This is a genomic window from Microbacterium sp. MYb64 (assembly GCF_002979495.1).
Lineage (GTDB): Bacteria > Actinomycetota > Actinomycetes > Actinomycetales > Microbacteriaceae > Microbacterium > Microbacterium azadirachtae_A.
The window spans coordinates 19971-44968 of sequence record NZ_PCOW01000029.1; the positions used below are offsets into that span (position 1 = coordinate 19971).

The 24998-nt window shown below is 70.7% G+C and carries 20 protein-coding genes; 14 read left to right on the top strand and 6 right to left on the bottom strand.

The window, feature by feature from the left end; translation table 11 throughout:
* Window positions 1–89 precede the first annotated feature (89 nt).
* From CQ044_RS19685 to CQ044_RS18130, 4 genes are all read left to right on the top strand, one after another.
* A complete protein-coding gene (locus CQ044_RS19685) occupies window positions 90–1607 on the top strand; it encodes an NAD(P)/FAD-dependent oxidoreductase (RefSeq protein ID WP_181158383.1) in 1518 nt (505 codons plus the stop codon).
* Window positions 1608–1860: 253 nt separating this feature from the next.
* A complete protein-coding gene (locus CQ044_RS18120) occupies window positions 1861–2361 on the top strand; it encodes a hypothetical protein (protein ID WP_105689764.1) in 501 nt (166 codons plus the stop codon).
* Window positions 2362–2668: 307 nt separating this feature from the next.
* A complete protein-coding gene (locus CQ044_RS18125; RefSeq protein ID WP_146116831.1) occupies window positions 2669–6103 on the top strand; it encodes an immune inhibitor A domain-containing protein in 3435 nt (1144 codons plus the stop codon).
* 192 nt (window positions 6104–6295) lie between these two features.
* A complete protein-coding gene (locus CQ044_RS18130) occupies window positions 6296–8233 on the top strand; it encodes a potassium transporter Kup (protein ID WP_105689765.1) in 1938 nt (645 codons plus the stop codon).
* A 67-nt stretch (window positions 8234–8300) separates the two neighbouring features.
* Here CQ044_RS18130 and CQ044_RS18135 read toward each other — a convergent pair whose 3' ends face one another.
* Together CQ044_RS18135 and CQ044_RS18140 are read right to left on the bottom strand one after the other, a co-directional pair.
* On the bottom strand, window positions 8301–8711 hold the full coding sequence (locus tag CQ044_RS18135; protein WP_105689766.1) for a RidA family protein: 411 nt from the start codon (window positions 8709–8711) through the stop codon (window positions 8301–8303).
* A complete protein-coding gene (locus CQ044_RS18140) occupies window positions 8708–9481 on the bottom strand; it encodes an IclR family transcriptional regulator (protein ID WP_105689767.1) in 774 nt (257 codons plus the stop codon). The genes CQ044_RS18135 and CQ044_RS18140 overlap by 4 nt, the downstream gene beginning before the upstream one ends.
* Window positions 9482–9601: 120 nt before the next feature.
* Between CQ044_RS18140 and CQ044_RS18145 the strand changes: the two genes are divergently transcribed.
* Genes CQ044_RS18145 through CQ044_RS18155 form a run of 3 tightly spaced genes read left to right on the top strand, consistent with a single transcriptional unit; the run spans window position 9602 to window position 13184 of the window.
* Window positions 9602–10906, top strand: a complete 1305-nt coding sequence (locus tag CQ044_RS18145) for an amino acid deaminase (protein ID WP_258133367.1) — start codon at window positions 9602–9604, stop codon at window positions 10904–10906.
* 2 nt (window positions 10907–10908) lie between these two features.
* Complete coding sequence (locus CQ044_RS18150) at window positions 10909–12531, top strand: amidohydrolase family protein (RefSeq protein WP_105689769.1); 1623 nt, start codon at window positions 10909–10911, stop codon at window positions 12529–12531.
* Entirely contained in the window at window positions 12528–13184 is a 657-nt protein-coding gene (locus CQ044_RS18155; protein ID WP_105689770.1) for a bifunctional 4-hydroxy-2-oxoglutarate aldolase/2-dehydro-3-deoxy-phosphogluconate aldolase, read from the top strand. The genes CQ044_RS18150 and CQ044_RS18155 overlap by 4 nt, the downstream gene beginning before the upstream one ends.
* A 115-nt stretch (window positions 13185–13299) precedes the next feature.
* Here the strand turns inward: CQ044_RS18155 and CQ044_RS18160 are convergent, their stop codons facing one another.
* The gene (locus tag CQ044_RS18160; protein ID WP_219844994.1) at window positions 13300–14931 is read right to left on the bottom strand and encodes a beta-N-acetylhexosaminidase; all 1632 of its coding nucleotides are present in this window, start codon (window positions 14929–14931) and stop codon (window positions 13300–13302) included.
* Between the two features lie 149 nt (window positions 14932–15080).
* Between CQ044_RS18160 and CQ044_RS18165 the strand changes: the two genes are divergently transcribed.
* The 5 genes from CQ044_RS18165 to CQ044_RS18185 all read left to right on the top strand — a co-directional run bounded on the left by CQ044_RS18165 (window position 15081) and on the right by CQ044_RS18185 (window position 20011).
* Window positions 15081–15716 carry a LysE family translocator gene (locus tag CQ044_RS18165; RefSeq protein WP_105689772.1) on the top strand — a complete coding sequence of 212 codons (636 nt, stop codon included), beginning with the start codon at window positions 15081–15083 and terminating at the stop codon, window positions 15714–15716.
* A 255-nt stretch (window positions 15717–15971) separates the two neighbouring features.
* On the top strand, window positions 15972–17438 hold the full coding sequence (locus CQ044_RS18170; protein ID WP_258133368.1) for an APC family permease: 1467 nt from the start codon (window positions 15972–15974) through the stop codon (window positions 17436–17438).
* Window positions 17439–17711: 273 nt separating this feature from the next.
* Window positions 17712–18548, top strand: coding sequence for a hypothetical protein (locus CQ044_RS18175; RefSeq protein ID WP_105689774.1), 837 nt, complete (start codon window positions 17712–17714; stop codon window positions 18546–18548).
* Window positions 18549–18675: 127 nt separating this feature from the next.
* On the top strand, window positions 18676–18897 hold the full coding sequence (locus CQ044_RS18180; protein WP_105689775.1) for a hypothetical protein: 222 nt from the start codon (window positions 18676–18678) through the stop codon (window positions 18895–18897).
* A 49-nt stretch (window positions 18898–18946) separates the two neighbouring features.
* The gene (locus CQ044_RS18185) at window positions 18947–20011 is read left to right on the top strand and encodes a hypothetical protein (RefSeq protein WP_105689776.1); all 1065 of its coding nucleotides are present in this window, start codon (window positions 18947–18949) and stop codon (window positions 20009–20011) included.
* 112 nt (window positions 20012–20123) lie between these two features.
* Here CQ044_RS18185 and CQ044_RS18190 read toward each other — a convergent pair whose 3' ends face one another.
* From CQ044_RS18190 to CQ044_RS18200, 3 genes are all read right to left on the bottom strand, one after another.
* Window positions 20124–20696 carry a copper resistance CopC family protein gene (locus tag CQ044_RS18190; RefSeq protein ID WP_105689777.1) on the bottom strand — a complete coding sequence of 191 codons (573 nt, stop codon included), beginning with the start codon at window positions 20694–20696 and terminating at the stop codon, window positions 20124–20126.
* A complete protein-coding gene (locus CQ044_RS18195) occupies window positions 20693–21415 on the bottom strand; it encodes a YcnI family protein (protein WP_105689778.1) in 723 nt (240 codons plus the stop codon). Before CQ044_RS18195 ends, CQ044_RS18190 begins: the two co-directional genes overlap by 4 nt.
* Window positions 21416–21496: 81 nt before the next feature.
* Entirely contained in the window at window positions 21497–22096 is a 600-nt protein-coding gene (locus CQ044_RS18200) for a hypothetical protein (protein ID WP_105689779.1), read from the bottom strand.
* 133 nt (window positions 22097–22229) lie between these two features.
* On the opposite strand from CQ044_RS18200, the gene tyrS reads away from it, so the two are divergent.
* Both tyrS and CQ044_RS18210 read left to right on the top strand, forming a co-directional pair.
* The gene (tyrS, locus tag CQ044_RS18205; protein ID WP_045271517.1) at window positions 22230–23531 is read left to right on the top strand and encodes a tyrosine--tRNA ligase; all 1302 of its coding nucleotides are present in this window, start codon (window positions 22230–22232) and stop codon (window positions 23529–23531) included.
* Between the two features lie 188 nt (window positions 23532–23719).
* Window positions 23720–24508, top strand: coding sequence for a DUF4184 family protein (locus CQ044_RS18210; RefSeq protein ID WP_105689780.1), 789 nt, complete (start codon window positions 23720–23722; stop codon window positions 24506–24508).
* Window positions 24509–24998: the final 490 nt, after the last annotated feature.

The following is a 24998-nucleotide window of genomic DNA, read 5'->3' on the forward strand; positions in this document are numbered from 1 at the left end:
GTCGACAACGAAGGGCGCGCCCGTCGCTCGGCGCGCCCTCGCCCTGATTCGACAACGAAGTTCCGATCCAACAACGAAGGAGTTGCACCATGGAGAACATCAGTCGTCGCGGAATCCTGCTGGGCGGCCTCGCGGCCGCGGCAGGGATCGCCACCGCCGGAATCGCCGATGCCGGCGCAGCCGCGGCTCCGCCGACCGCGCCAGGCAACGGTCACGGCAACGGAACCCCGTCGCTCGCGCACGCGACGGGGGACAAGACCAGGTGGGACGTGATCGTCGTCGGAGCCGGATCCGCGGGGATCGGCGCCGCACGACGCCTCACCGACCAGAACCCCGGGATGCGGGTGGCGATCGTCGAGGCCAGGGGCCGGATCGGCGGCCGCATGTACACGGACCGGACGTCGATGGGCATCCCCGTCGAGCGCGGCTGCGAGCTCGTGCACGGCGGTCCCTACGCGTCGACCTACCCGTGGATCCAGCAGGCCGGTTTCGACATGCGGATGTTCCGGAACAACTTCATCCGCCTCGGCAACGCGCCCGCATCGTCGCCGACGTCGCAGTGGCACCAGTGGGACTCGCCGACATCCTGGCTGTTCCCGCTCGGCATCCCTGCCTCGCTCGTGCCATACGACCCCGCCGGGCAGAACAAGCCGCTGCCTGCGGCGCAGGCGGGGGAGATGGCGGACGCCTACCTGGCGCGCATCGGAGTGACCGCGGCGAACACGCCGAGCGGTCTGAACTACCGCCTGACCGACGACAGCGAGCCGCTGTACAACACGGCCGCGTCGGAGGTCGCCGGACCGCTGCGCAAGTGCATCCGCTTCACGCTGCACCCAGAGCAGGCGCCGGCGCAGGAGATCCTGGATCCGAACGACTCGCGATACGACGACGGCGACTACAAGATCATCGGCGGCTACGACCAGCTGCTGCGCGTGATCGCCGGCACGGTGCCGGTGCTGCTGCAGACCGTCGTGCAGGAGGTCGCGTACACGGGCAACGGCGTCGAGCTGCGCACCTCGAAGGGCGTGATGTTCGGACGCAGGGTGATCTTCGCGGTGCCCGCCGGCGTCATGAAGCGCCGCGACATCGCCTTCTCGCCTGGTCTGCCGGCCAACAAGTGGGCTGCCTTCGACGCCTTCACGTACGAGGACATCTTCAAGTGCGTGCTCGAGTTCAAGGACAGGGTGTTCACGCCCAACGGCACCGACGACTGGGGCTATGCGGAGACCATGGACGGATCGCCGACCACGCTGTGGAACGCCTCGGTCGCGTACCCCGGATACAAAGGCCAGGTCGTCGTCGGCTGGGAGACCGGCGCCGCGGCGAAGGAGCTGCACACCCTGCCGCTCGAGCAGAAGTACCAGGCGGTGCTCGACGTCGTCCGCCGGTCCGCGGGCGACCAGGGCCTGAACTACCACAAGGCCGTCATGACGGACTGGGCCAACGAGCCCTATTCGTGGGGACCGTACGGGGGAGGCGGTAACGCGAACCACATGTCGGCGACCGTGAGCGGCGTCCTGTTCTGGGCGGGCATGCGCACGAGCACGGTGTCGGCGTCGTACAGCTCCGGGGTCGCTCAGGCGGACCAGCTCCTGAAGTCCCTCTGATCCGACCGCAGCCTCGACGCCCCCTCGTGGTGTCGAGGCCCCCTCGTACGCGCGTCCGTGCGAGGGGGCGCGGGTGCTGCGAGGGGGCGTCGATGGCGAAGGGCGGCGGATCTCGGTGCGGTCACGATCGCGCCGGATCCGCCGACTCGGTCCGAACCTATGCGTCAGCTCGGAATAGGGTGGAAGGCGATCATGGCTGTCGCGCCCTTCACGGACCGGCAGCCACTTCCATGCAGAGACCGGAGAGCTCACCATGAACAAGGCAACCCTGACCCGTATCGGCGGCCTCGCCGCGGCGATCGCCCTCACCGCCACCATGACCGCCTGCTCGGGCGGCCAGAGCGTCGCGGACGCGTGCAAGATCGCCAACGCGGAGATGACGAAGGCCACCTCGAGCGTCTCGAGCGACCTCAACGCGGCCGTGCAGAAGGCCACCCAGGGTGAGAAGGTCGACTTCGCCGCGATCTTCGCCCCCGTCCAGAAGGGCCTCGACGAGGCCGGCAAGAAGGTCACGAACGAGGCCGTCAAGGCGCCGCTCTCGGCCTTCGCGAGCGAGTTCAAGGGCTTCATCAAGGTCTATGAGGGTCTCGAGATCCCTGACCTCAAGAACATCGATGCGACCGACCCCGCGGCGATGGACAAGGTCCAGCAGGCCCAGGACAAGATCCAGGAGATCTCGACCAAGGCCCAGGCCGCCAGCGCCAAGCTCAGCGAGCAGGGCAAGAAGCTGCAGGACGTCTGCAACAAGGGCTGACCCCCTCGGCGCACGCCGGACGCTCAGGAGGGGCGCCGCTCGGGACATCCGGGCGGCGCCCCTCCTTAGTGTCGAGGCCCCCTCGTGCGCGCGCCCCCGCGAGGGGGCGTGGGTGCTGCGAGGGGGCGCGGACCTGCCGCGAGGGCGTCGCAGAGGCCCGCGCCGCAGGAAGTTCCTTCTTTATCAGCTGATTCTCTTCCCTTGCATAGGGGTTTCACGGTAATCCTGAATCTTGTGTGTGCCAGATCGGCGCACGACGGACGCGTCGCCTCGGAAACCGTCGAGGCGATGCCTGGAGGGAGAATCGATGTCAGAGAAGAGCGCCCGCGTACGACGACGTGCAGCGGCGACGACTTCGGTGTTCGTGCTCGCCGCCGCAGGGGTGGCGACGTTCGGGGCCGTGCCAGCGAGTGCGGCGCCACCGAGTGCAGCGCCACCGAGCGCCCAGGTGGCCGGCGCGAGTTCCGCCACCGCCTCGGAGAGCACCGCGGGCAAGAGCGGTGCCAGCGATCACTACATCAACTACGTGGCTCCTCGGGCCGAGGCGTTCACCGACGCGTCCGACGACCAGGCGGTCGCCGACCTCGGGGGCGGCGCGAGCGCGCGGAAGGCGATCAGCGACACGGCGTTCGAGCGCGCCAAGGAGAACGACCAGAAGCACGCGCAGGGCAACCCCGTCGCGGCAGAGCAGCTGGCCAAGACCGAGGCCCAGGCGGTGCAGACCGGCGAGAGCCCGAAGAACCTCAAGCACGCCGACAGCACGCAGCAGGCGAAGCTCCTGACCATCCTCGTCGAGTTCGACGGGACGGAGGACTTCTCTGGACTGCAGGTGCCGACCGGTTTCGGGGCGACGGACTGCAAGCCGGGCGACGTGCAGGGACCGACGCTGCACAACAACATCCCGGATCCCGCGGGCGCGGCCCACAAGGACAACAACACCATGTGGGTCCCTGACTTCTCGAGCGACTTCTACAACAGGATGCTCTTCTCCGATGAGGGCATCACCGAGCGGGTCCGCACCGATCTGACGGGCCTGGACGGCCAGCCCGGCTTCGACATCTCCGGTCACACGATGAAGAAGATGTACGAGGAGATGTCGCGCGGCGCCTACTCGCTCTCCGGCGAGGCGACGGCCTGGGTCAAGGTCCCGCACTCCGAGGGGTACTACGGCGCCACGGTCTGCCACCTCAACCCCGCGACGGGCACCTACGAGGCCGGACCCATGCAGGACATGCAGGGCCACCCCGACAACCCCCTCGGCCCCGGCCAGCTGCCGATCGACGCGGTGGCGGCGCTCGCGCAGCAGAACCCGGACTTCCCCTGGGCCGATTACGACATCGAGGATCAGGGCGACCGCGACGGCGACGGCAACGTCCACGAGCCCGACGGCATCATCGACCACGTCGTGCTCGTGCACGCCGGTGAGGACAAGTCCGGTGGCGGCGGCAAGGAGGGCACCTACGCGGTCTGGGCGCACTCGTCCGACGTCGCGGGCGGAGCCACGATCCCCGGCACCGACTTCAAGATCCAGAACTACATCGTCCAGCCGGAGAACTCCGGCGTCGGCGTGTTCGCCCACGAGTACGGTCACGACCTGGGTCTTCCGGATCTGTACGACACCTCGAACGCGGGCAACTCCGACATCGACTTCTGGGATCTGATGAGCTCCGGCTCGCACTCCGGTCCGATCTTCCAGTCGATGCCGACCCACATGGGCATCTGGGACAAGTGGGTGCTCGGATGGGTCGACCCGCTGGAGATCAACCCGGGCGACGGCACCAAGACCGTCAAGGTCGGCCAGGCCTCCCGTCCCGCCAAGGGCACGGAGGACGGCGTCAAGATCAACCTGCCGGACAAGCGGATCACGCTCGCCGAGCCGCACAGCGGATCCGAGATGTGGTACTCCAACGCCGATCAGGACTGGGCGGACGCGCAGTTGAAGCGCTCGATCGACAACGTGCCCGCCGGCGCGACCTTCTCGATGTGGAACGACTACGTCATCGAGGAGGATTGGGACTTCGGCTTCGTCGAGGTCTCGACCGACGGCGGATCCACCTGGACCGAGCAGAAGGTCTACGACGAGTCCGGTGCGCTCGTCTCGACGGATGACGGCTACAGCGACCCGAACGGGCGGATGAAGGACTTCGGCAACAAGAAGTACGGACTCACCGGTTCCACGGACGGCTGGCGTCACGACCACATCGATCTGTCGGCGTACGCCGGTCAGAACATCCAGGTGCGTCTGCGCCAGGCGACCGACGCGGCCTACGAGGATCGCGGCTGGTTCTCCGACGACTTCGCCCTGACGGCCGGCGGCGCCGACGTCTGGACCGATGACGTGGAGTCCGGCGACAACGGCTGGACCGCGACCGCGGGCACGTTCACCGACACCACGGGTGCGGGCTGGGTGCGCGACACCGGTACGCAGGTCAAGGCGCAGTTCTACCTGGTCGAGTGGCGCAACTTCGACGGCTTCGACGAGGGCCTGAAGTACGGCTACACCACCGTGTACAGCGACGCCGGATGGAAGGTCGAGAAGGTTCCGTACAACGCGCCCGGCGCGCTGGTCTGGTACCGCGACACCGCCTACGGCGACTCCAACCAGGTCACCTCGAACCTGACGAACCTGCCGAGCTACGGTGCGAAGGGCGGCCTGCTCCTCGTGGACAGCCACTTCGACCCGCTGCGTCGAACGGGGGCTGCGGCCGAGATGGATCCTTCCCCGCTGAAGAACATCTCCAGCCGTGCGCAGTCGTCCAACGCCGCGTTCGGTCTCACGCCCACGCTGCCGTTCAAGGACTGCCTGGTGGACGTGGACTTCAACGAGGCCTGCACCGACTTCGCGGCCCAGACGCCGGTGAAGTCCTTCACCGACGACCAGGGCTGGGTGGCCGGACTGGAGGTCCGCGACGGTCAGCTGTTCAACCGCCTGCGCGACGCCTCGGTGGTCGTGCCCTCGGTCGACGGCGCGCCGTACAGCACGCGCGTCGTCAACCCGGACGGCACTCCGGCGACCGACCTGTACGGTCATGACCTCGGGTTCACCACGCTCGGCACCGGCAACCCCGCGGACGCGGGCGTCGGCTACGGCACCGTGGTCACCGTGAAGAAGTCGCTGCAGAACAACACGGCGGCGCTCCTCACCGTCCGCGCGCCGCTCTCCGAGGACCCGGCGAAGCCGGACGCGCCGGCGATCACGTCGCCGGCGAACGGGGCGAAGCTCGACACGGCGCCGACCGAGGTGAGCGGTACCGGGGTCCCCGGTGCGGATGTGGTGGTCACGCTCGACGGCGTGCAGGGTGCGGCCAAGTCCGCCGCTCTCGCTGCCGCCAAGGCGGCGGCCCCCGCGGCCGAGGCTGCGGAGCCGACGGTCGTGGGCGACGACGGCACCTGGTCCGTCGCGCTGCCGAGCACGGTCGCCGTGGGATCGCACACGATCTCCGCGGTGCAGACCTACGGCGGCGTCAGCAGCGACGCTTCGGAGAGCACCTTCGTCGTGGCCGATGCCGTGACCCCGACCCCGACCCCGACGCCGACCACCCCCGGTGGCGACCCCGGCACGGGCGGTAACGGCAACGGGAGCAGCAAGGGCAACCTGGCCGCCACCGGTCTGAACGGCGACGCGCTGCTGACGACCGGCATCATCGGCGGGGCGCTCGTGCTGCTCGCCAGCGCCTTCCTGGTGATGTCCCGCCGGCGCCGGCGCCTTCAGGGCGACACGACGGCCGACCCGATGAGCTGATCGAGCCGGCAGCGATGCCCGGAGCGCCGGTCCCGATGTTCGCATCGGGGCCGGCGCTCCGGCGTCTGCCCGGGGCATGCGCCTCGCCGTTCGGCACCCGTGAGGATCCCGTGAGGGCCGCTTCGGCACGTCGTGTGAGGATTCCGTGAGGGGCGCCCGGTCGCGCGGGAATCCGGCCCTAGGCTTCGTCGTGTGAGCAGTCAGTCCGTCATCGGCGCGAAGAGCGCGGCACCCGCGAGGAGCCCCCTCCGGCTCGCGCTGATCGTGGGCGCCCTCGGCGTCGTCTTCGGCGACATCGGCACCAGCCCGATCTATGCGCTGCAGACCGTGTTCAACCCGGACGATCCGCACCCGATCCCGCTCACGACGGACAACCTGTACGGGATCGTCTCGCTCATCGTGTGGTCGGTGATCCTGATCGTCACGATCACCTACGTGCTGCTGGCGATGCGGATGGACAACGACGGCGAGGGCGGCATCATGGCGCTGCTGACCCTGCTGCGCCGCTGGGCGCCGAAGGGGCGCACGCGCACCGTGGCGGTCCTGTCCGGGCTCGCGGTGCTGGGCGCCGCGCTGTTCCTCGGCGACAGCATGATCACCCCGGCGATCTCGGTGCTCTCCGCTGTCGAGGGGTTGAAGACCATCAATCCGGGCCTGGAGGAGTGGGTCGTCCCCATCACCGCCACGATCCTGTTGATCCTCTTCCTCATCCAGAAGCTCGGGAGCTCGGTGGTCGGGCGGCTGTTCGGGCCGATCATGGCGATCTGGTTCGTCGTCATCGGGGTGCTCGGGATCGGCGGGATCACCCACGACCCGCAGATCCTGCTGGCGCTGCTGCCGACCTACGCGGTCGAGTTCATGGTCGGCCACTTCGACATCGCGTTCTTCGCGCTCGCCGCGGTGGTGCTGTCGGTCACCGGCGCCGAAGCGCTCTACGCCGACATGGGGCACTTCGGCCGCAAGCCGATCTCGATCGCGTGGCTGTTCCTGGTGTTCCCCGCGCTCGCGCTCACCTACCTCGGGCAGGGGGCGCTGCTGCTGGAGGACAAGGCCAACATGTCGGCGCCGTTCTTCCTGCTCGCGCCGGAGTGGGGCAGGATCGCCCTCGTGATCCTGGCCACCGCGGCCACCGTGATCGCCTCGCAGTCCGTGATCTCCGGCGCCTTCTCGGTGGCCGCTCAGGCGTCCGGACTGGGATACCTGCCGAGGCTGCGGGTGACGCACACGTCATCCGAGACGCACGGCCAGATCTACGTGCCGTGGATCAACTGGCTGCTCATGGTGTCGGTGATCACCCTGGTGTTCGTCTTCCGCAGCTCTGCGTCGCTCGCGTTCGCCTACGGGATGGCGGTCATCGGCACGATCACGATCACGACGCTCCTCTTCTTCTACCTGGCTCGGCGACGGTGGAAGACGCCGGGCTGGATCCTCGGGATCGGCGCGGTGGTCCTGCTCTCGGTCGACCTGCTCTTCCTCGCCGCCAATGCCACCAAGTTCGTGCACGGCGCCTGGCTGCCGCTCGCGATCGGTCTCGCCGCGTTCATCGTCATGACCACCTGGCAGCGCGGGCGGGCGCTCATCACCGCGCGTCGCACCGAGGCGGAGGGGTCGCTGACCGACTTCGTGAGGAATCTGCGCACGCATCCGAGGCTCATCGACCGGGTGCCGGGCACGGCCATCTTCCTCAACCCGGGCGGCACCACGACGCCGCTCGCGCTGCGCGCCAACGTCGAGCACAACCACGTACGCCACGCCAGGGTGATCATCCTGTCCGTGGACATCCAGAACGTCCCCCGCGTGCCGCAGACGAAGCGCTGCACGGTCGACGACCTGGGGGATCCGACCGACGGGATCCTCTACATCTCGGCGAGGTTCGGCTATGCCGAGAAGCCGGATCTGCCCCGCGCCCTGCGCAGCATCCCGCCGCACAAGACGCAGGGATGGCTCGACCTGGACAACGCCACGTACTTCCTGTCGAAGATCGAGCTGCGCGAGGGGCGCAGAGGCGGCATGGCGCGGTGGCGCAAGCGGCTGTTCCTGGCGGCCTCGCACATCACGACCGACGCGAGCGACCACTTCGGGCTGCCGCGCGACCGCGTGATCGTGATGGGGTCGCAGATCGAGCTCTGAGACGGATCCGGTCCCGCCGAGAACCTCGGGGGACCGGACGTCAGGAGGCGGCGTCGGAGCCGACGGCTCAGACGACGGCGAGCGCGTCGATCTCGACGAGCATCTCCTCGCGGGGCAGGCCCGTGAACACGGTGGTGCGCGAGGGGAGCACGCCGCTCGGGGTGTGCTTCGTGACGAACTCCCCGTAGGCCTCGTTCATGATCGGGAAGTCCTCGCGCTTGGTCAGGTAGACGCGCAGCATCACCACGTCGTCGAAGGTCGCTCCCGACGCCTCGACGATCGCCCGCACGTTCTCGAGCGTGCGGATGGTCTGCGCGGCGACATCGCCCGGGAAGAGGTACTCGCTCGTCGCCGGATCCACCGGGCCCTGACCGGACACCTGCACGATCGGACCCTTGCGCACCCCCTGCGAGAACACGTGCGCGGGGGCGGGGGCGTCGGTGGTGAGCACCCGGGTCTTCTGGGTCTGCTCTGTCATGGTCGTTCCTCTCGGTCGGCGGCGGGGCGCGGTGCCCAGCCCAGGTCTGCGGATGCCGCCTGCGTCGCCTCGACCAGCTGCGGCAGCAGTGCCAGCACCTCGTGCGCGGGCAGGGACATGGTCGGCACCGACACGGACGCCGCGGCGACCACGGCGCCGCTCCCGTCGCGGATGGGCGCGGCGATGCAGTTGATGAAGCTCTCGTGCTCTCCGCTGTCGCGGGCGAAGTCGTCGGCGCGCACGCGCTCGAGCTCGGCGAGGAAGTCCGCCGGGTTCGCGATCGTGCGCTCGGTGTACGGCACGTAGTCGATGCCCTCGGCGATCTCCCGTCGTGCGGACGCGGGCAGATCGGCGAGCAGCACCTTCGCCACCGCCGTGCTGTGCAGCGGGGCGCGCAGCCCGACGCGCGAATACATCCGGATGCCCGTGCGCGCCTCGAGCTTGTCGATGTAGACGACATCGCCCGATTCGTAGGCGGCCAGGTGCACGGTCTGCCCCGTGCGGTCGTTGAGCCGCTCGAGATGCGGGCGCGCCACCTCGCGCACGTCGCGCTGGGCCAGGGCGGCGCCGGCGAGGTCGAACAGCCGGCTGCCGAGCCGGTAGCGGTGCTGCGCGTCGTGCGTCACGAAGCGCTGCGCCTCCAGCGTCTGCAGCAGGCGCAGCACGGTGGACTTGTGCACGCCGAGCCGTTCGGCGCACTCGTCGAGGGTGCGCGCCCCGTCCTGCAGGGCGACGAGCAGATCCAGCGCACGGGTCACGGTCTGGTTCATCGGAGCTCCTCCAAGGTCGCGGCTGAGACGTCGGACGCGGGCATGGTTCGAGAATATCCAGTGGCGCAATCGGCTGCAACGCCAATTGCATCGAACGCAACACGGCGGCATCATGGAAGGGTGGAGACGTCTTCGAGTGGTGCCCGCCCGCTGTCCGTGCAGGACAAGTCCTTCCCGCCGTCCGCGCACGGTCGGACGAGGGAGCAGTTCCTCGCGACGGAGCCTGCGCTCTCCGACTTCGCCACGCCGCTGCTCACGCTCGACGCGGGGGCGATGGTGCACAACGTCGCGCGCATGGCCGGCTGGGCGCAGGAGGCGGGTGTGCTGCTGGCACCGCACGGCAAGACGACGATGGCTCCGGCGCTCTGGCGCCAGCTGCTCGACGACCGGCCCCTGGGCGCCGGCGCGTGGGGCCTCACCCTCGCCACGCCGTGGCAGGCGCAGGTCGCCCGCGCCCACGGCGTGCGTCGCATCCTCATCGCGAACGAGGTCGTGGATCCGATCGGGCTGCGCTGGATCGCCGATGAGCTGGCCGCGCACCAGGACGTCGAGCTCCTGAGCTGGGCGGACGGCGTCGACGTCGTCCGCGCGATGGAAGCGGCCCTGAGCGGGGGAGCGCCGCGGCCGCTCCGCGTGCTCGTCGAGCTCGGCGGAGCCGGCGGGCGCACCGGCGCCCGCGACCGCGCCACCGCGCGCGCGATCGCCGACGCCATCGCGGCCTCGCCCGTCCTCGAACTGGCCGGCGTCGGCGGTTATGAGGGCGCCCTCGCGCACGACGCCGGAGACGCCGCCATCGCCCGGGTCGACGCCTACCTCGCCGACCTCGCGGACCTGCATCGCGAGCTCGCCGACGCGGGACTCTATCCGGAGGGCCTGCGCCCCGTGGTCACCGCGGGCGGAAGCGCCTACTTCGACCGCGTCGGCGCCGTGCTGCCGCCGCTGTGCCCCGACGCGGACGTCGTGGTGCGCTCCGGCGCGTTCCAGATCCACGACGACGGCTTCTACGCGGGGATCAGCCCGATGGGCCGCACGATCGGCGATGCGCCGTTCCGCTCCGCGATGCACGTGTGGGCGCGGGTGCTGTCGCGGCCCGAACCGGGCCTCGCGCTGCTCGACTGCGGGCGGCGCGACGCCTCGTTCGACGAGGGCCTGCCGATCGCCCAGCGCATCGCAGGACGGGCGGACGAGGAGGACGTGCTCGCGGGCAGCCACGTGTCGGCGCTCAACGACCAGCACCTGTTCCTCCGGCTCGGCGACGAGGCCGTCGCCTCCGGTGCGGCGGCGCGGCTCCAGGTGGGCGACGTGGTGCGGCTCGGCCTTTCGCACCCGTGCACGGCGCTCGACAAGTGGCGCCTGATCCCCGTCGTCGCGGACGCCGATGCGCCGGATCCGGTCGTCGTCGACGCCGTGGAGACCGTGTTCTGAGCATGGCCCCCGCCTCCTCCGCTTCGACGCTCCTCCGGCACGCGACCGTCGTCGACGGCACCGGATCCCCCCGCCGCACCGCGGATGTCCTGCTGCGCGGCGACCGGGTGCAGACGATCGCCCCCGCGGGCGCCCTGGCCACGGACGAGGGCGCCGAGGTCTGGGACGCCGAGGGGCTCGTGCTCGCCCCCGGGTTCATCGACATGCACGCGCACTCCGACCTCGCGGTGCTCGCCGACCCTTCGCACCTCGCCAAGGTCGGCCAGGGGATCACGACCGAGGTCATCGGCCAGGACGGCATCGGCTACGCGCCGGTCGACGACGCGATCCTCGACGGCGTGCGCCGCCAGATCGCAGGCTGGAACGGGCACCCAGAGCTCGCGATCGGCTGGCGCGACATGGCGGGTTACCTCGACCGGCTCGCGCAGGGCACGGCGACCAACACCGCGGTGCTCGTGCCGCAGGGCAACCTGCGCCTGCTCACGGTCGGATCCGGCAGCCGCGCGGCGACGGGATCCGAGATCGCCGACATGCGCGCGATCCTCGCCGACTCGCTGTCGGCCGGGGCGGTCGGACTCTCCAGCGGCCTCACCTACGTGCCGGGGATGTACGCCGACACCGCAGAGCTCACCGCGCTCTGCGAGGTGGTCGCGGAGCACGGCGGCTTCTACGCGCCGCACACCCGGTCCTACGGCGCCGGAGCGCTCGACGCCTACGCGGAGGTCATCGGCATCGCCAGGGAGACCGGCTGCGCGCTGCACCTCGCGCACGCGACGCTCAACTTCGCGCCGAACGCCGGCGCCGCGCCGCGGTTCCTCGAGCTCATCGACCAGGCTCTCGCCGACGGCGTCGACATCACGATGGACAGCTACCCCTACCTGCCAGGCGCGACCACGCTCGTGGCCCTCCTGCCCAGCTGGATCGCCGCCGGCGGCCTCGACGCGCTGCGCGACCGGCTCGCGGCCGGCGCCGACCGGGACGCCCTGGTGCAGGCCCTCGACGTGGACGGTTGCGACGGGTTCCACGGCGAGCGCGCCGAGTGGACCCTGATCCAGATCTCCGGCGTCGGTCGGCCGGAGCTCGCAGGGCTCGTGGGTCGCACGATCGCCGAGATCGCCGCGTCGACCGGTGAGGAGCCCGTGGACGCCGTCATCCGCATCCTCCTCGTCGACGAGTTCGCGACCGGCGTGCTCATGCACATCGGGCACGAGGACAACGTGCAGGCCATCATGCGTCACCCGCGGCACACCGGCGGAAGCGACGGGATCCTCGTCGGCGACCGCCCGCACCCGCGCTCGTGGGGCACCTTCCCTCGCTATCTCGCGCGTTACGTGCGCGAGCTCGGCGTGCTGACGCTCGAGGAGGCGGTCCGCCACCTCAGCGCCACCCCGGCCAGGAGGCTGCGCCTCGCCGATCGCGGCCTCGTGCGCGAGGGGTTCGCGGCGGATCTGGTGCTGTTCGATCCCGAGCGCATCCAGGACCGCGCGACGTTCGAGCAGCCGCGCCGGACCGCGGAGGGCATGGCCGGCGTGTGGGTCAACGGCCGTCTCGCGATCCGCGACGGCGAACGCACGGAGAGCGTGTCGGGCCGGAGCCTGCGCGCGACGAAGGAGGGGACGCGATGAGCGCCGACATCGAGAACGACGCCACCACGACGGACGACGTGATGGCGCTGCTGCGCCGGGACGCGGCGCTCGCGCTGCCGCGACTCGCGCGCATCCCGGATCCGCTGCCGCTGCTCGCGGCCCTCGGCGCAGGCGGGATCCACGTGGTGGAGTTCGCGTTCACCACCCCCGATGTCACGGGACTCATCGCCGCGAGCGCCGAGGCCCCCGGCGTGCGGGTCGGCGCGGGCACCGTCACGACGGCGGCGGAGGCGCGGGACGCGATCGCCGCGGGCGCCGCGTTCCTGGTGACCCCCGCCGTGATCGCCGAGGTGGCAGAGGTCGCGGAGGCGCACGACGTGCCCGTGATCATGGGCGCGTTCACGCCGACCGAGGCGCTCACCGCTGCCAGGCTCAGGGCCGCCGCCGTGAAGATCTTCCCCGCCGAGACCGTGGGGGCCGGGTACTTCCGGCACCTCGCGGGACCGTTCCCGCAGTTGCCTCTGGTCGCCTCGGGCGGGCTGCACGAGGGCAATGCCGCCGACTACCTGCGTGCGGGCGCGATCGCGGTGACGGCCGGATCGAGCGTCGTCTCGGCCACCGATGTCGCCGCGGGCGATTGGGACGCGGTCACCGCGAAGGCGCGGTCCTTCCTCGCCGCGGCCCGCGGCTGACGCGTCGCGTTGCCGCCCAGCGCCCTTCGTCTCGTCCCTGCGCTCCTCGCTCAGGGACCGGTCCGTCACCGGATCCTGAGCGAGGAGCCGCGAGACGAAGGACGCCCCGCCGGCGCTAGCTCAAGTTCGCGGTGAGCCGGGCGATCTCCGCTGCGCGCTCTGCGCGGTCGAAGGTCTTGCCCGGAACGCCGGGGACCTGCTGCCACGGGCGGGGACCGGCGGCGGGGCGGTACTCGATCCCTGCCGCCTCCAGACGGGCGAGATGGGCCTCGAGTCGCTCGGGGAACGAGCCGACGGCGTCCGGATCCTGCCCGCTCCACAGCGCTTCCGCCAGGCCGCACAGCCGGGGGAAGAGCTGGTAGTCGCGGCGGCGGGCCGAGTCGACGTGCTCGGCCCAGAGGTTCCCCTGCCCGCCCAGGATGCGTCCGCGGTGCTCGTTCTCGAGAGCCTCGGGGATCGGATCGAAGGCGCGTACGTGCGCGACCGTGGTCACGAGCCCGGTCGGGATCGGCTCGTCGGGGGAGTCGGACTGCCGGTAGTCGAGGTACACCGTGTCCTCAGGGCACATCACCACATCGGATCCGCGTCGCGCGGCGATCACCGCGCCCGCCGTGCCGCGCCAGGAGGCGACCGTCGCGCCGGTGACCGTGCCGCCCTCGAGGATCTCGTCCCAGCCGTACAGACGGCGCCCCCTGGCGCGGACGTGCTCGTCGATGCGGGCGATGAACCAGCTCTGCAGCTCGTCCTCCGTGGCGAGCCCGCGTTCGCGCATGAGCTCCTGCGTGCGGGCGTCGGCCCGCCACTCGTCCTTGCGGCACTCGTCGCCCCCGATGCCGATGACCTCGGAGGGGAAGATCTCGATGATCTCGTCGAGCACGTCGCAGAAGAAGGCGACGGTCGACTCCTCGACGTTGAGCGCGTGCGGGTTGATGCCCCACCCGTTCCAGGGGGCGAGCGGCTCGGCGACCAGGCCGAGCTGCGGATATGCGGCGATCGCCGCCTGCACATGGCCGGGCAGCTCGATCTCGGGCACCACGGTGACCCCGCGCGCGGCTGCGTAGGCGACGATCTCGCGCAGGTCGTCCTGCGTGTAGAAGCCTCCGTGCGGCATGCCGTCCTGCGTGGATCCGGGGCCGGATCCGCGCTGCGAGGAGGGGCGCCACCCGCCGACCTCGGTCAGCAGGGGGTACTTGCGGATCTCCGCCCGCCAGCCCTGGTCGTCGGTGAGGTGCAGGTGCAGGACGTTGAGCCGGTGCATCGCGAGCTGGTCGATGACCCGCAGCACCTCGGCGGTCGGCGCGAAGTGCCGCGCGACGTCGAGCATGAGTCCGCGCCAGCGGTACCGGGGCGCATCCTCGACGTGAACGGCGGGCACGCTCACCGCGGACTCCGCGGCGATCGGCGCCCGCCGGTACGTGCGCGAGGGCAGCAGCTGCAGGAGCGTCTGCACCGCGTGGTGGGCGCCGCGGACGTCGGCCGCAGCGATCGCGATGCCGTTCTCGTCCACCGTGAGCGCGTAGGCCTCCTCGGCGAGGAGCGGGTCGACGGCGAACACGATGGCGGGGGCGTCATCGTCCGCGGCCGCATCCAGCCCGAGCGACAGTCCGAGCCCTGCGCGCAGCGTCTCCTGCAGCCGCTCCGCTGCCGCGCGCAGCGGTTCCGCGGTGCGGATCCAGACCGCTGCGGAGAGCGGGAACTCGCCCGATCCGGCCTCGACGCGGGACGGCTGGGGCAGAAGGTTCAGCACGACGACTCCTCGATTCGATTGCGCTGTACGCAACGATGTTTGCGTGACGTGGAACCAGCCTATGCCTCCGTCCGCTCCCGCGCGAGGGCGCCGAGCTCGGGAGGAAAGCATCGGCCGGCGCCGGCGGTCCGGAGCGCTACCTTCGTCCTATGACGCTCGCCCAGGCCCTGTTCTCGTTCGCGCTCGTCGTCGGCCTGCTCACGATCATCCCCGGTCTCGACACCGCGCTCGTGATCCGCGGCACGATCACGCGCGGCCGCGGCTACGCGTTCGCCGCGCTGCTCGGGATCCAGGTCGGAACGCTGATCTGGGGCGCCGCGGCGGCCACGGGGGCCGCGGCGCTGCTGGCCGCGAGCGAGGTCGGCTACCGGGTGCTCTCCTATGCAGGCGCCGCGTACCTCGTCTACCTCGGTGCGACCATGATCGTGAAGACCTTCCGCCGCGGGTGGGATCCGACCGTCGAGGCCGTCGCCCCCTCCCGCAGTGGAGCGCGGAGCGGATTCCTGCTCGGGCTCGTCACGAACATCACGAATCCGAAGGTCGGCGTCTTCTACATGGCGACGATCCCGCAGTTCGTCCCGGCCGGTCAGTCCCCGCTCCTCGTCGGACTGCTGCTCGCCGCCGTGCACTGCGTGCTGGGCACGGTCTGGCTGGGTGCGCTCATCTTCGGCGCGAACCGGCTCGCGCCGAAGCTCCGCTCCGCCCGGGTGATCCGCTGGATGGACCGGATCACCGGCGGCGTGCTCGTGCTCTTCGGGGCACGGCTCGCGCTCGACGTCCGCTAGCCCGGGCCACCGGATCCCGGTCCGGCCGCCGCCCGTCACGCACCTGCGCATCTCGAATCCGTTGCGACGATTCCGCAACGGAAACCTATGCATTGAATGTCAGTTATCGCAGGAATCCGCGTCATTTCGCGCCGTTTTGCCCCGCTGCGGAAACCGTCGCGGAAATCATCTCGTCGGGCTCTAGTCGCGGGGGGATCCGCGGTGCTAGCGTCCCTCTGTCATCCCCCACACCCGACGATGAGACAGGGGAACAGAGTGACCCAGAATCCGCTCGAGACGGACACGTCTCTGCAACGCGCGATCGACTATCAGGAGCATGCGCTCCAGGCCGGTGGCGTCTCCAAAGCGGGCTCGACGCTGATGGCCGTCGCGGGCAGCGCGCCCGCGTACTCGATCGCTGCGAGCACCGCTCTCCTGATCGGGGCCGCCGGCGTGGGCGCGCCCGCCGCGCTGCTGTGGTGCGGCATCCCGATGCTCGGCATCGCATTCGCGTTCAGCCATCTCGCGAGGGTCGACAGCCACGCCGGCGCGTCCTTCTCCTGGGTGGCCCGCGGCCTGCACCCGCTTCTCGGCTTCTTCGCGGGCTGGGCGCTGGTGATCTCGGCGACGGTGTTCATGGTCGCGGGAGCCCTGCCCGCCGGCCAGATGACCGTCGCCCTGTTCGCGCCGGACCAGGCGAACAACACCCTGCTCGTGACGCTGGTCGGATCCGTCTGGTTCCTGGTCATGGCGGCGGCCGTGATCTTCGGCGTGCACACGACAGAGCGAGCGCAGTGGATCATGTCGGTGGTCGAGGTCGGGATCCTGGTGGTGTTCGCCGCCATCGCGATCCCCCGGGCGATCTCGACGTATCACCACGGCGAGACGTTCTCGTGGGACTGGTTCGGCTTCGGGCACCTGACGACCGCCGGAGTCTTCGTCTCGGCCGCCCTGATCGCGGCGTTCTACTACTGGGGCTGGGACGTCACGGCCAACCTCGGCGAGGAGACCAAGAACGCGCACAAGACCACCGGCATGGCCGGGATCCTGGGCATCGTGATCGTGTTCATCCTGTTCGAGATCTACACGACGACGACGCTCGTGATGCTCCCGGGCAAGACCATCGAGGCCAACAGCGGCAACGTGCTGAGCGTGCTGGGCGATGCGATCATGCCCGGCATCGGCGGCAAGATCCTCATCATCGCGGTGGCGCTCTCCACGATCGCCACGCTCGAGACCACGCTCGTGCAGGTGAGCCGCACGCTGTTCGCGATGGGGCGCGACCGCACGATCCCGTTCGCGTTCGGCAGGATCAACCGCAAGTGGAAGACGCCGGTGTTCGCGACCCTGGTCGTGGTCGTCGTGTCCCTGCTCCTGTTCGTGCTCGCCAACGTCTTCGGCGACAGCGTGGGGCAGATCCTCGGCTGGGCGGTGTCGTCGATCGGCCTGCAGATCGCGTTCTACTACGCGCTCGCGGGTCTCGCCGTCGTGATCGGCTTCCGGAAGGTGATCTTCAAATCTGTGAAGAACACGATCCTGATCGGGATCTGGCCACTGGTCGGAGCCCTGTTCATGATGTACATCTTCTTCACGTCCATCCCGAACAACGAGCCGGTCGTGAACATCCTCGGGCTCGGCCTGATCGCACTCGGCGTCGTGCCGCTCGCACTCTTCTACCGCAAGGCGAGGGACACCTACTTCTCCCGGCGTCCGCTCGAGGTCCCGGAGGACTTCTCGGCGTAGGCGGATCTTCACGGTGCGGGGCGGGCGTTCGCGTCCGTCCCGCACCGTGTCGCGGCGGCCTCTGCGCCGGTCGCGTCCGCCCCTTCCTCCCCGCTCGACCGACGAGTCGGGGCTCGCCGCTCGGTCCTACCGGAATGTCGGTGGCCCGGGGGAGGATGGGGGCATGCTCACCATCCCCGTCGCCGCCGTGCACGCGCCCGCGCAGCACGTCACGACGGCGGGGTGCGGCGTCCTGCGGCGCGGCGACGGCCGGGTGCGGACGGCGGTGATGTCATGATCCTCGCCGGACTCATCCTGCTCTCGGTCGGACTCGCCGACGTGCTCCGTCGCTTCCTGCGCGGCCGAGCGCTCTGGATCGGGATCGCGGTCGCCGGCGTCCTCGTCCTCGTCCTCGCGACCCTGGGCGGCGCATACCTCTACGCGGTGGTCGGGCTCGCGCTCGCCGCGCTGTGGGTGTGGCTGCTCCCGCTCGACGGGCGGCCGCGGCTGTCGTTCTGGCCTGCGGCGCTGCTGGCGGTCCTCGTGGTCGCGCTGGTCGCCTTCCTGCCGGCCCGTGTGATGACGGGGCTCTTCGCCGGGCGCTGGCTCGCGACGCCGTTCGGGTCGATCGGGTTCGACCTGCTCGTGCTCGGTCTCGGCGTCTTCGCCGTGCTCCTCGAGACCGGCAACGTCATCGTCCGTGCGGCGCTGCTGGGGGAGCGGGCCGAGATCCCGGCGGACATCGCGCCGGAGCATGAGGGACAGGGTGCGGGCGCAAGTGCGGGTGCGGTGGCGGGGCTCGTCGCCGTGCCGCCCTCTGCGGTCGACCCCGGAGTCCCGACCGCGTCCGAGCCCACGCCGCCGGTGCCCGCGGCGGATCAGGGCTTCCGCGGCGGACGCCTTATCGGCCCGCTCGAGCGCGTGATCGTGCTCCTTCTCACCCTGTTCGCGGCCTATCCGCTGCTGGCGGCGATGCTCGCGGCCAAGGGGATCGTGCGGTTCCCCGAGATCTCCCGAGACGGCGTCAACGGCGGTCGCGCGGAGTACTTCCTCGTCGGCAGCCTGGTCAGCTGGGTCGTGGCGCTCGGCGGCGCGCTGCTGCTGTGGTGGGCGGCGCGCGCCGGTTTCTGAGCGATGCCCGTCCGTGCGGTGCGCCGCCACCGGGTTGCCGTCGGTGCGCGGCGCGGGGATCCTTGTCCTGAGGGACGCCTCTGCGACGCCGTCCCCGAAGCGCACGAACTCTCATGCAGGAGGATCCATGACTGAGCAGCCCCGGTTCACCCTGGACAGCACCCTCGGCGAGATCCTCGACGACCCCCAGGCGCGGGCCGTGCTGGACGAGCTCGTGCCCGGCGTCTCGACGCACTCCCTCGTCTTCCTCGCCCGCGGGATCACCCTGGCCGACGGCGCCGCGCGGCTCGGATCGATCGAGCCGGAGCGCCTCGTCGAGCTCGACGCGAGGCTGCGCGCACTGGGGTGAGGGGATCCGGGGCCGCGGCGGTGCCCGCGCCCTCCCTAGACTGACCGGGATGTCCGAGCACCACGTCCCGCGTTCGACGCACCATACGGTTCACTCCGTGGCGCCGGCGGATCCCGAGCCGGTCCGGCCCGAGCCCGGGCCGGTCTGGCGGCGGATCCTGCACCTGCCTCTGTTCTGGGCGCTGGTGTGCGGCGGGCTGGCGGTGCCGGGATACCTCGGCGGCGGCTTCGAGTTCCTCTCCTTCCTCCTCACGCTGGTGGGCGGCTGGCTCTGCGGATTCTCGTTCGTGAACGCGACGCTGAGGATGCCGGACCGGCGCGGGCTGATCGTGCACATCGTCGGTGCCGTGGGCGCGGGGCTGCTGCTGTGGCTTCTGATCGAAGCGGTTCCCGCACTGCTGGCGCCCAAGCCCAACCCCGCGCTCGCGTTCCTCGCGGTGCTGCAGATGGGGGCGGTGCCGGCCGCCGGCTGGGTGTGGCTCGGGCTGATCAGCCGGATCACGGCGATGATCGGCGCCCGCGACGCCGCGAAGGCGCCGCCGGCACCGCAGTGGGAGGCCGCGGAGCGCGGATCGCTCGCGCGCTTCCGGGGGGTGCCGCTCGGCACTCGAGCGCTCGTGTTCTGGTGCATCCTCACCGCGGCCGTCGTCGCGATCCTGATCCTGGTGGTCCTGATCGTGACCGGCGGGAGGATCCTGAACGTCGGCCCGAAGCTCTTCCTCCTGTTGTACGTCGTCGTGCCCGGTCTTCCCGCGTACCTGCTGATGTCGTGGCTCATGCGCCGTCGCGCGGTCGACTGCGCCGTGCGCTTCGACGCGGATCGCGTGCGGTTCGAGGTCGACGGCACCGAGCAGGGGATCCGCTATCGCGAGCTCGAGCGACTGGTCTGGCGCACGGAGGGCGACTTCGCGCGGATAGAGGCGCGCGGATCCGGCGTCGATCTGACGCTCATCGCCGGGATCGCCCGCAAGCCCGGTGGCTCGGCCGCGCTGCCGACGCTGTCGCGCCGCGTGGTGCGCCTCATGGAAGAGGCGGGCCTCACCTCCCGGACGCTGCGCGGCGGGCGCGCGCTGATCTTCGAGCGCACGCCCGCCGTCGCGGCCTCGCGCCGCTGACGGGGTCGTTCCGGGGCTGAGCCTCCCGGGGGCTACCTGGAGCCTCGGCCGGATACGCGAAACGCGGTGCTCTCGGAAGAGCACCGCGTCCCGTTTCGGCCCAGGGCCTTGTTCAGCTCTTGCGGCCGCGAGCGAGCGCCCACGCGCCCACGCCGACGCCGATCAGCACGACCGCGCCGATGCCGAGCCCGATCCACAGCCCCGTGTCGGCACCGGCGGCCGCCGCGGGCGCCTCGGTGGTCGCCGACGCGGCAGGACCGCAGACCGGCTTCGCGGACCCGGTCGCCGCGGGCGTCGCGGTGCCGTCCGGCGCGTACGCGAACGTGTAGCTGCCCGAGATCGGGTGCCCGTCGGAGGACACCACGCGCCAGAGCACCTCGTAGGTGCCGGCGCCGCCGAGCGCGACGGGCGAGGCCACGACGGGCCCGTTGAGATCGGGGCACGCGGTCTCGTAGTACTTCTTGTCGGGGCCGATCACCTGGATGATCGTCGCTCCGTCGGTGCCGAGCGGATCCGCGCTGAAGGTGAGCGCGACGGACGACAGGCTCTTCACAGTCGATCCCTTGGCCGGGTCGGTGCTCTCGAGCGTGTCATGCGCGCTGGCCGCCGTGGCGCCGGCGGTGGCGAGGACCAGTCCGACCCCGATCGCCGCCGCGAGCGCGGTGAGACGGTGGCGCAGGGTCACGCGTCGGCCTTCTTCCGGCGTCCGAGGGCGAAGCCGCCGAGCAGCGCGCCGCCCGCCGCGACCACGAGCGCGGCGATGCTGAGGCCGAGGGCGAGACCGCCCTGAGCGTCGGCGGGCGTCTGCGCCGAGGCCGCCGGTGCGGCCGTCGCGGTCGCGCCGCCGTGGTGGTCGGCCGGAGGAGCGTCGTTCACCCACACCACGGGCGCGGGTTCGAGCGTGTCATCCTTGGCGGCCTGCTCCGGCGTCGCTGCCCACTCCACGACCTTGCCGTCCGAGTAGGTCTGCGTGGCGGGGATCACGATGCGACCCGTGTCCGGCACCGGCCCGAGCGACAGGGTGAACGTCTGGAACTGGCCCGGTGCGACGCCGCCGGCGTCGGCCGTGAAGGTGACCTCCGTCGTGGCCTCGCTGATGGTGTTGCCCTCGACCTTGACCGGCTTGGGCAGCGCGGTCTTGGCGGCCGCTCCCGTCCACCCCGCGGTGGGCTGGTAGCTGACGCTCGTGAACGGGGTGTCGGCGGGCAGGTGGATCTCGAGCTTGACCGTGCTGGCGGTCGTGGACTCGTTCGGAACACGGAAGGTGACGTAGGTCCAGGATCCGGCCTCGGCCTGGTTCGGGGTGGCGGTCACGTGCGCCGAGGCGGCCAGGGGTGCGGCGAGGGCGAGCACGGCGCCGGCGGCGAGACCGACGAGGACGCGGGAAGCAGTGGTGTTTCGCATGGATTCGTTCTTTCTGAGGTCGTCTGTGTGTGCACCACGGGCGCGCGGAGGCGGCCCGACAGCGGTGCGGGTGAAGGGAGGTCAGGCCGCGAGCGGCGGACCCCTCCTCGACACGACGGTGAGGACGAAGAGAGAGCGGAGCGCCTGCGCGGCGGCGCGCGGCGCGGCCGGCACACGGTGCGCGGGCGACGGCGGTGCGGTGAGCAGCCGTGCGACGAGGTTCCAGCCGGTGAGCTCGAGCAGTGCCCGCAGCGCCTGCTCGCCGCGGCCGAGGGCCAGCACGGTGAGCACCGCGGCGATCGCGTGCGCGACCCACATCGCGGGCTGCAGGTGCAGGGCGTGCCCGGCGTCGACCGCCGTGGTGCCGAGCGCGCCGGACAGCTCCGCGCCGTGCAGGTGTCCGCCGGCAACCGCGGATCCGGATCCGGATCCCACGCCGATCAGCAGCAGCCCGTGGAACGCGATCTGGCTCAGCCCCACGGCGAGCGACAGGCGGATCCAGCTCAGCGCCCGCCCGGCCAGCGCGATGCAGACGGGCGCCGCGAACAGCAGTGCGAGCACGATCCCGATCAGCGGGGCGGGCTCGCCGTCGGCCGTGGAGTGCGAGACGGATGCCACGAACGTCGCGACCAGGGCGGCGATCAGGCCCCGGACCGTGCGACCCGCGCGCGTTCCCCACACGTTCCCCAGCCTAACGGCCCCATTTTGACCGCGAGACTCCAACTGGGCGACGAGACTGCGCTCCGCAACCGCAGTCTCGTCGCGGAGATGCAGTCTCGCGGAGAGGGAGGATCCGCGCTGGTAGCCTGGGGCGGTGTCGAACCCATCCCTGACGACCGCGGCACCGGCCATCGACCCCACGTTCGAGAACGTGTGGGATGAGCTGGTCTGGCGCGGACTCGTCCACGTGTCCACGGATCAGGAGGCGCTGCGCGCCCTTCTCGCAGGACCCGCGATCACGTATTACTGCGGCTTCGACCCGACCGCACCGAGCCTGCACCTCGGCAACCTCGTGCAGCTGCTGACGCTGCGCCGCATCCAGCTCGCCGGGCACAAGCCGCTCGGACTCGTGGGCGGATCCACGGGCCTCATCGGCGACCCCCGCCCCACGGCGGAGCGCACGCTGAACACGCGCGAGACCGTCGAGGACTGGGTCGGGCGCCTGCGCGCGCAGGTCGAGCGCTACCTCAGCTTCGAGGGCGACAACGCGGCGCGGATCGTGAACAACCTCGACTGGACCGCGCCGATGAGCGCGATCGACTTCCTGCGCGAGATCGGCAAGCACTACCGCGTCGGCACCATGTTGAAGAAGGACGCGGTCGCCGCACGTCTGAACTCCGACGCCGGCATCAGCTACACCGAGTTCAGCTACCAGATCCTGCAGGGCCTGGACTACCTCGAGCTGCACCGCCAGTACGACTGCGTGCTGCAGACCGGCGGATCCGATCAGTGGGGCAACCTCACCAGTGGCACGGATCTCATCCACCGCGTCGAGGGCGCCTCGGTGCACGCGATCGGCACCCCGCTGATCACGAACAGCGACGGCACCAAGTTCGGCAAGAGCGAGGGCAACGCGATCTGGCTCGACGCCGAGATGTGCAGCCCGTACCGGATGTACCAGTTCTGGCTGAGCACCGCCGACGCCGACGTGATCGACCGGCTCAAGGTCTTCACCTTCCTCAGCCGCGCTGAGATCGAGGAGTACGCGGCGCTCGTCGAGTCCGAGCCGTTCCGCCGTGCCGCGCAGAAGCGCCTGGCCCTCGAGGTCGTCGCCACCGTGCACGGCGAGGATGCGACCGCCGCCGTGATCGCCGCGTCCGAGGCGCTGTTCGGTCAGGGCGACCTGTCCGCGCTCGACGCCGCGACACTGCGCACCGCGCTCGAGGAGCTGCCGAACGCACAGGTCGCCGCCGGATCCACGGTCGTCGACGCGCTCGTGGCGACCGGGCTGGTCTCCAGCGCTTCCGAGGCTCGGCGCGCTGTCGGGCAGGGCGGCGTCTCGGTCGACGGCGAGCGGGTCGAGTCCGATGACGCGACCGTGCCGCTGGGCCTGCCCGGTGGGGTCTCGGTGCTGCGCCGCGGCAAGAAGACCCTCGCAGGCCTGCTCCCCGCCTGATCTGTTTGCGGATCCGATCCGCCTGATCTGTTCGCGGATCCGAACCGCCGATCTGTTCGCGGATCCGAACCGCCGACGCCCCCTCTGACTATCCGCGCCCCCTCTGGGATGCGCACGTCAGAGGGGGCGTCGATCTTTCGGAGGGGCGCCGACGGCAAGCCCGGATCCGCTCCGGGTACGGTCGGACCATGCCGTTCACGCCGAGTCACGCGATCGTGGCGCTGCCCTTCGTCCGGACCCCGCTCGTGCCTGCGGCGATCGCGATCGGCGCGATGGCGCCTGACCTGCCGCTGTTCACGCGCGGGCTGATCGTCGACTACTCGGTGACGCACGATCTGCGCTGGCTTCCGGTCACCGTGCTGCTGTCGCTCGCGCTGCTCCTCGTCTGGCGGATGGTGCTGCGGCCGGCCTGCCGGCTGCTCGCGCCGCGTTTCATCGGCGCGCGCCTTCCGCAGGAGTGGGACCGGGGACCCCGCGCCGTGCTGCAGGAGACCTTCGGAACCGTGATGCGCGTGATCCTCGTCGTGCTCGCTCTCGCACTGGGCGTCGTGACGCACGTCCTCTGGGACGCGTTCACCCACGAGGGGAGGGCCGGCATCTCCCTGATCCCCGTGCTCGACGAGCAGTGGGGGCCGCTCCTCGGATACAAGTGGCTGCAGTACGGATCGGGGATCGGCGGCGTGATCGTTCTCGCGATCGCCGGTGCTCTCTGGCTGCGCGGCCGTACGCCGGGGCCGGTGGATCCGGCGCCGCTCGCGATCCGGATGAGCTGGTGGCTGTCGCTCCCGGTGATGCTGGTCGTCGCGGTCGCACTCGGGTTCATCGCGTACGGACCGCTCACGGAGGAGTTCACCGTGCAGCATCTCGCGTACCGGACGCTTCCGCTCGCGTGCGGAGTCTGGGGTGTCCTGACCCTCGCCGTGATCCTGGTGATGCGGGGCGTTCGCGCACGACGCGCGGCACCGTCGGGCGCGTGAATCCGCGGTGAACGGCCGCGGAACGGTGCGCGACACGCCCGAGCGGGAGCCCCGATTTGCCGGCCCCCCGGGATCCACGTAAGTTATTACCTGTTCGCCCCAAGCGGTAGAGCGAAGGGCCGGAAGGCCTGACTCCCCAAGCGACGAACACCACCCACCTTCTTCTTCGGAAGTCGGTTCCTCTTCGCAGGTTCTCCCTGCGGCGGGGCCAAGCGCGTGCGCTTGAGAGGGTGACCGTCCGCCAGGAACGTCGATTTGACAAGCTGGCCGGGAGGGATAAGCTAGAGAAGTTGCCTCGGAAACGAGATAACGGATCCGGTTCTGAACCTCACGGCGTGTCGATTTGACAGCCGGAGCGAGACGGATAAGATAGAGAAGTTGCCCTGAAGGGACGGCCGAGAGGCCGGAACGCAGGAGCATCCGATCCTTGAGAACTCAACAGCGTGCACTTGTCAAATGCCAATTTATTCCTCGTCCAGCTTTCGGGCTG